At 70.8% G+C, this 4,811-nt stretch carries 7 protein-coding genes; 3 read left to right on the top strand and 4 right to left on the bottom strand.

What is annotated here, in order from left to right; all coding sequences use genetic code 11:
• From AB0C69_RS38170 to AB0C69_RS38160, 3 genes are all read right to left on the bottom strand, one after another.
• A partial coding sequence (locus AB0C69_RS38170) for a hypothetical protein (RefSeq protein WP_360360791.1) occupies positions 1–516 on the bottom strand: 516 nt, incomplete at its 3' end.
• 202 nt (positions 517–718) lie between these two features.
• Positions 719–1,291: a helix-turn-helix domain-containing protein gene (locus AB0C69_RS38165; RefSeq protein WP_360360788.1), complete on the bottom strand. Its 573-nt coding sequence runs from the start codon at positions 1,289–1,291 to the stop codon at positions 719–721.
• A complete protein-coding gene (locus tag AB0C69_RS38160; RefSeq protein ID WP_345171238.1) occupies positions 1,279–1,776 on the bottom strand; it encodes a GNAT family N-acetyltransferase in 498 nt (165 codons plus the stop codon). Before AB0C69_RS38160 ends, AB0C69_RS38165 begins: the two co-directional genes overlap by 13 nt.
• A gap of 183 nt (positions 1,777–1,959) precedes the next feature.
• Between AB0C69_RS38160 and AB0C69_RS38155 the strand changes: the two genes are divergently transcribed.
• Positions 1,960–2,880 (top strand): Rieske 2Fe-2S domain-containing protein, encoded by a 921-nt coding sequence (locus AB0C69_RS38155; protein ID WP_360360783.1) that lies wholly within the window; start codon positions 1,960–1,962, stop codon positions 2,878–2,880.
• 195 nt (positions 2,881–3,075) lie between these two features.
• Here the strand turns inward: AB0C69_RS38155 and AB0C69_RS38150 are convergent, their stop codons facing one another.
• On the bottom strand, positions 3,076–3,432 hold the full coding sequence (locus AB0C69_RS38150; protein WP_360360780.1) for a MerR family transcriptional regulator: 357 nt from the start codon (positions 3,430–3,432) through the stop codon (positions 3,076–3,078).
• An 85-nt stretch (positions 3,433–3,517) separates the two neighbouring features.
• Between AB0C69_RS38150 and AB0C69_RS38145 the strand changes: the two genes are divergently transcribed.
• Positions 3,518–4,321, top strand: a complete 804-nt coding sequence (locus AB0C69_RS38145) for an aminotransferase class IV family protein (RefSeq protein WP_360360777.1) — start codon at positions 3,518–3,520, stop codon at positions 4,319–4,321.
• Between the two features lie 186 nt (positions 4,322–4,507).
• The gene (locus AB0C69_RS38140; RefSeq protein ID WP_089315210.1) at positions 4,508–4,681 is read left to right on the top strand and encodes a hydrophobic protein; all 174 of its coding nucleotides are present in this window, start codon (positions 4,508–4,510) and stop codon (positions 4,679–4,681) included.
• The last annotated feature ends 130 nt before the right edge of the window (positions 4,682–4,811 follow it).

Below are 4,811 nucleotides of genomic sequence, written 5' to 3'. Positions count from 1 at the left end.
TTCGGTGCGCCGCTGGGCGCGCAGCCGCTCATGCGCCGCAAGCTCGCCGAGCTGATCGTGGAGCTGGGCGTAGGACGTCGCGTAGGCCCAGTTGCTGGGGTGGGTGACCTTCTTCAGGACCCAGCCCTTCCACACCCACTTGTACTTGTTGTAGGTGTAGGCCTTGAAGTTGGCGCGGTAACGGGTGACCGTGTAGCCGTTGTAGCACCAGGTGAGGCGGTTGGTCACCGCGATGATCCACTTGCCGTTGGAGGCCTTCCGGCCACGGGTGCGCTGGTAGTAGCGGCAGTACTCGGCGGCCTGGACCGAGGCCTTCTCCTTGGCGGTCAGCGGCTGACCGGAGGTCTGGGCCTCGGAGATGAGGTCCTTCTTGGAGAGTGCCCCCTGGCTGGTGGTGGTCACCTCCTTGCCGAGCCTGTCGGCGGGCTTGGTCTCCGCCTGCGCGGCCGGACCCGCGGCGAGGACTCCGGCGGCCAGGGCGCCGGAGAGGACGGTCACGATGGCGACACGCCGCATGTATTCCTCCATGCTTGGGAATGGGGGGAGCGTGCAAGGTACCGCAGTCTGGGACTGCCGGGTGCCGTTGCACCTTTCTCGCCATATGTGATGTCTGCGACGGCCGTTTGGTTCCGGGGTGAACCAGAACAATCCCGGCAGTTTTTTTCGGGCCGATCCCCGGCAGCGGCAGGGGGCGACTCAGCGTCGTCCCCGTCGCAAGTCAGGCCGTGGCCTTGCGGGTCACGACCACGACGTAACGGCACTCTCCGGTGCCGTTGTTGACGAACGCGCGTGCCTGGGGCTCGCCGAGTTCGAACGTGTCGCCCGCGGTGAGGACGTGCGTGGCCGCCTCCTCGACGAGGCTCAGCCTGCCGTCCAGCACCCAGACGAGCTGGGCGATGAAGGCGTAGGACGCCGCCGGCATGGGCACCCGGGCGCCCGGGGGCAGCACGATCTCGGTGACGTCGGCCGGGAAACCCGGCCCCGAGATCTGCCGTCGCAGGTAACCCGACCCGGGGTCGGTCCAGTCGGGGATGTCGGCCGCGCGCCGCACGTGGCCGGGCGTGGAGCCGTCCGCCGGTGACAGCATCTCGGTCATGCTCAGCTCCAGGGCGGCGGACAGCCTGCCGAGAAGGGCGGCGGTCGGGCTGCTCTGACCGCGCTCGACCTTGCTGATCATCGCTCGGGACACCCCCGAGGCGTCGGCGAGCCGGGCCAGCGACCAGCCGCGCCGTGCGCGCTCCGCCTTGATGCGCCGTCCGAGGACGTTCGGACCGTCCATCAAAGTGGACACGGCGTCACGTCCGGGCCGGCTCCGGCGTCGAGGCGAAGCTCCATGTAGACGCTGTTGGGGTCGTGCACGTAGTCGGCGAACGGCTCGCACTGGGTGAATCCGTGCCGCGCGTAGAGCCGCCGGGCCGGGGCGAAGAAGTCCTGGCTTCCCGTCTCCAGCAGGACCCGCCGGTGACCGCGCTCGGCGGCGACGGCCAGAAGGTGCCGGAGGATGGCCGATCCGATGCCCGCCCCCCGCGCGGCCACCGCGGTACGCATGGACTTGAGCTCGGCGTCGCCGCCGCCGAGGTCTTTGAGCGCGCCGCATCCGCGCAGCTCCGGCCCCTCCCAAGCCGACCAGAACGCGACCGCGGGGTCGCGCAGTTCCTCCAGGTCCAGCGCGTGGATCGATTCGGGCGGCGACGTCGCGTGCATGTCGGCCAGGTGCTCCTCCAGCAGCCGGCGGACCTCCGGCCGGCTCAGGTCGTCGAGCTCGAAGCGCACCATCGTCCAGCCTCCGCATCACCCGATCCGCCCGCGTCCAACATAGTGGACGTCCGTCCACTATGAGAATCCCTCTCCACGGGTAAGGCAGAGGGCGCGGTGTCGCCCGTGGCTGGTGTGGACGGTTTCAGAGGGGCTTAGGGGGATAGGGGAGCGAACGTGTAGTCGTGCCTGGGGGAGGGCGTTATGAGCATGCCGCACAGGGCGGTCCATCGACTGGAGAACGCGGAGGCGCTGGACAAGGTCGCCGAACCGGTCAGCTCCGTGGTCCAGCGGGCGGTCCAGCCGCGCCTCGTCCGCAACCTGCTCAGCGGGACCAATACGGGGCACCCGCTGCACCCGGTGCTGACGGACGTGGTGATCGGCGCGTGGAGCATGGCCGGGCTGCTGGACGTCGCCGGGGGACCCGACGCCGAACCGGCCGCCGACCTGCTGACGGCGGCAGGCGTGGTCGCGGCCGTGCCCACCGCCCTGAGCGGGCTCAACGACTGGGCCGACACCCTGGGGGCGGAGCGCCGGGTGGGGCTCGTCCACGCCGGCGCCAACACGGTGGCGCTCGCGCTGTACGCGGCGTCCCTCGGCGCGCGTTCCCGCAAGGCCAAGGCCCTGCGGTTCGCCGGCATGGCGGCGATGGGGATCAGCGCCTACCTCGGCGGTCACCTGACCTTCACCCGGGGCGTCAACGTCAACCGCACCGCGTGGCAGCAGGGCCCGGAAGAGTGGACCCCGGTGCTGGCCGCATCCGAGCTGGCCGAGGGCGAGCACCGCACGGCCGACGCGGACGGCGTCCGGGTCCTGCTCTACCGGACGGCCACGAAGCTGCACGCCATCGCCGCCACCTGCAGCCACCTGGGCGGCCCGCTGGGAGAGGGGACGATCGAGAACGGCTGCGTCACCTGCCCGTGGCACGGCAGCACGTTCCGCCTCGACGACGGCGGCATCGAACGCGGCCCGGCCAGCGCGCCGCAGCCGTCCTACGAGGCGCGCGTCCAGAACGGACGCATCGAGGTCCGCGTCCCGCCACCGGGCGGCCAGTCCGACATGGCCGGCGAGGGCGCCCACCACCGAAAGGCCCGCCACCTCCCCACACGAACTCCCGCCTCATAACCCGCCCCAGGGCGGTGGGCAGAGAAGCGACGCGGCGGGTCGTCCGCACGAGGAAAGACGACCCGCCACGCCGCAATCACTCCTGGGGGGCCTCGGCCAGGGAGAGACTGTTGCCGTCAGGGTCCAGGACGACCACGTCTGGCCCGTCCTTGGGGCGGAAGTCATCGGGCGAGGGGGCTCGGCTCCGGGCGGCGGCTACTCGGCCGGTGTGCGGGGGGTGAGGAATCCGGTGAGGGCTTGGTGGTTGCGCTGGAGGCCCTCGATGCGGGCGTTCAGTGCCGCGATCTCGCGGTCGAGCACGTCGCGGATGCCCTCGCACCAGTCGAAGTCGGGCTGGTCGCTGCGGGTGCAGGGGAGCACCTGCCGGATCACCTCGGAGGACAGTCCCGCGTCCAGCAGCACGCGGATCTTCCGCACGGTCAGCACGGCGTCCTCGCCGTAGCGGCGGTAGCCGTTCGAGCCGCGCTCGGCCTGGAGCAGGCCCTGCTCCTCGTAGTACCGCAGAAGCCGCGGGCTGACCCCCGTCCGCCGGGACAACTCCCCGATCAGCATGTCACCGTCCTGGATTGACCTTCTCACCAGTGTGAGTGCCTAACGTCGCCCTGCAGGCGATCATTCCGCACGGCTGGAGAGGCCCATGTCCACGCTTGTCGTCCAACGCAATGGCCGCGAGGCGACCGCCGGCGAGCTCGCGCCGCTCGCCTTCGCCGGCTTCGCCCACTTCACCGCCCTGCAGGTGCGTGGCGGCAAGGTCCGGGGGCTCGACCTCCATCTGGAGCGGCTGCGGTCCGCCTCGATGGAGCTGTTCGGCGAAGCGATGCCGGACGAGCGAGTTCGCTCCCATCTGCGGGCGGCGGTGGAGGCGGGGCCCGCGGACGTCTCGCTGACGGCCACGATGTACTCGTCCCCAGGAGAGTTCACCGGGGGCGGAGACCCGGTGGGGCCCGACGTCCTGGTCCGGACGGGGCCGCCCGCGTCGGGTCCGGAAGGGCCGCTGGCGCTGGCGACGGTCGAGTACGACCGGTATCTGCCCGCCGTGAAACACGTCGGGGAGGTGGCCAAGACCCACCTCATGCGCCGGGCCGTCCAGGACGGCTTCGACGACGCCGCCTTCGTCGACCGCCGGGGGCGCCTCAGCGAGGCGACGATCTGGAACCTGGCCTTCTGGGACGGGGACGCCGTGGTGTGGCCGGAGGCCGAGATGCTGGTCGGGACCACCATGGGCATCGTCCGCCGGCAACTGGACCGCCTCGGCGTCCCCCAGCGCGTCCGGCAGGTCACCCCCGCCGACGTACCCGCTCTGGCCGGGGCCGTGGTCATGAACTCCTGGACCCCGGGAGTAGCGGTCCACCAGATCGGCGTGACCCGCGTCCCCGCGGCCCCACGCTTCCTGGACCTGCTCCACCGTGCCTACCAGGCCGAACCCCTCACCGATTTCTAGGACGGGCTTCAGCCCAGGCGTCCGGTGAGGTCCGGATCCGAGGTCTTGGTCCGGTGGTGACGGTGTCGTGCCCGGGACCATTCCGTTGCGTGTCCGAAATGAGACCTTTGTCGCGCATCAAGCTCCATTTGCCGGGGACAAATCGGCCCGAACGAACCAACGGCAGATACCCGAGGAGGACCCCCAATGCCTTGGCTGATGATCCTGGTGCTCCTGCTGGCACTGATCCTGTTCGGCGTCGGCTTCACGCTCAAGATTCTCTGGGTGGTGGCCGCGATCGTCCTGATCCTGTGGCTGCTCGGCTTCGTGCTCCGCAGCGCCGGTCCGTCCGGCAAGCGCGGTCGCTGGTACCGCTGGTAACACCGTGAACGGCGCCGCCCCGTCCAGGCCCTGGACGGGGCGGCGCCGTTTCCGCGGCCGGTGATTCGCGCGATGTGGAGGAGGGGACGGGCGGCGGACACTGTGGCCCCCTGACATCGTGGAGTTCGGT

The sequence above is a fragment of the Actinomadura sp. NPDC048032 genome (assembly GCF_040653175.1).
GTDB lineage: Bacteria > Actinomycetota > Actinomycetes > Streptosporangiales > Streptosporangiaceae > Spirillospora > Spirillospora verrucosospora.
The sequence above is the reverse complement of the archived record's forward strand: the minus strand, read 5'-3'. Positions and strand labels throughout refer to the sequence as shown.